This window comes from Flavobacterium sp. P3_A6, assembly GCF_056403035.1.
Window position 1 is genome coordinate 1 of the sequence record NZ_JBFUGG010000052.1, and the last position, 1,556, is coordinate 1,556.

Annotated in this window: 1 protein-coding gene; it reads left to right on the forward strand. The window is 50.6% G+C overall.

Annotation, left to right across the window (positions count from 1 at the left end):
* Positions 1-1,556 (forward strand): collagen-like domain-containing protein (locus AC1DVP_RS21235; RefSeq protein ID WP_477185463.1); only part of this gene is annotated, 1,556 nt, incomplete at both ends.

The following is a 1,556-nucleotide window of genomic DNA, read 5'->3' on the forward strand; positions in this document are numbered from 1 at the left end:
GAACCAATGGTGTAGATGGAATCAACGGAACAAATGGTATTGATGGAGCAGTAGGTCCTCAAGGAATCCAAGGTATAGCTGGAACTAACGGTATTGACGGTATTAATGGAACCAATGGTGTTGATGGAATAAACGGAACGAATGGAGTTGATGGCGCAGTTGGTCCACAAGGTATAGCCGGAACTAACGGTGTTGACGGAACGAACGGAACCAATGGTATTGATGGCGCAGTAGGTCCGCAAGGTTTAGCCGGAACTAACGGTGTTGACGGAACGAACGGAACCAATGGAGTTGATGGCGCAGTAGGTCCGCAAGGTTTAGCCGGAACTAACGGTGTTGACGGTACTAACGGAACCAATGGTGTAGATGGAATCAACGGAACMAATGGWRTTGATGGMGCAGTAGGTCCKCAAGGTTTAGCCGGAACTAACGGTGTTGACGGAACGAACGGAACCAATGGWRTTGATGGCGCAGTAGGTCCGCAAGGTTTAGCCGGAACTAACGGTGTTGACGGAACGAACGGAACGAATGGAGTTGATGGCGCAGTTGGTCCACAAGGTATAGCCGGAACTAACGGTGTTGACGGAACTAACGGAACGAATGGTGTTGATGGCGCAGTTGGCCCACAAGGTTTAGCTGGAACAAACGGTGTTGACGGAACTAACGGAACGAATGGAGTTGATGGCGCAGTTGGTCCACAAGGTATAGCCGGAACTAACGGTGTTGACGGAACKAACGGAACSAATGGAGTTGATGGCGCAGTTGGCCCACAAGGTTTAGCTGGAACAAACGGTGTTGACGGTACTAACGGAACGAATGGAGTTGATGGCGCAGTTGGTCCACAAGGTATAGCCGGAACTAACGGTGTTGACGGAACGAACGGAACCAATGGAGTTGATGGCGCAGTWGGYCCRCAAGGTTTAGCYGGAACWAACGGTGTTGACGGTACTAACGGAACSAATGGTGTWGATGGAATCAACGGAACAAATGGTATTGATGGAGCAGTAGGTCCTCAAGGAATCCAAGGTATAGCYGGAACTAACGGTATTGACGGTATTAATGGAACCAATGGTGTTGATGGAATAAACGGAACGAATGGAGTTGATGGCGCAGTTGGTCCACAAGGTATAGCCGGAACTAACGGTGTTGACGGAACGAACGGAACCAATGGAGTTGATGGCGCAGTTGGTCCACAAGGTTTAGCCGGAACTAACGGTGTTGACGGAACTAACGGAACGAATGGAGTTGATGGCGCAGTTGGTCCACAAGGTTTAGCTGGAACTAACGGAACCAATGGTGTTGATGGCGCAGTAGGTCCGCAAGGTTTAGCCGGAACTAACGGTGTTGACGGTACTAACGGAACCAATGGTGTTGATGGCGCGGTTGGTCCACAAGGGCTTCAAGGTATAGCCGGAACTAACGGTATTGACGGAACTAACGGAACCAATGGAGTTGATGGCGCAGTAGGTCCGCAAGGTTTAGCCGGAACTAACGGTGTTGACGGAACGAACGGAACGAATGGAGTTGATGGCGCAGTAGGTCCGCAAGGTATAGCC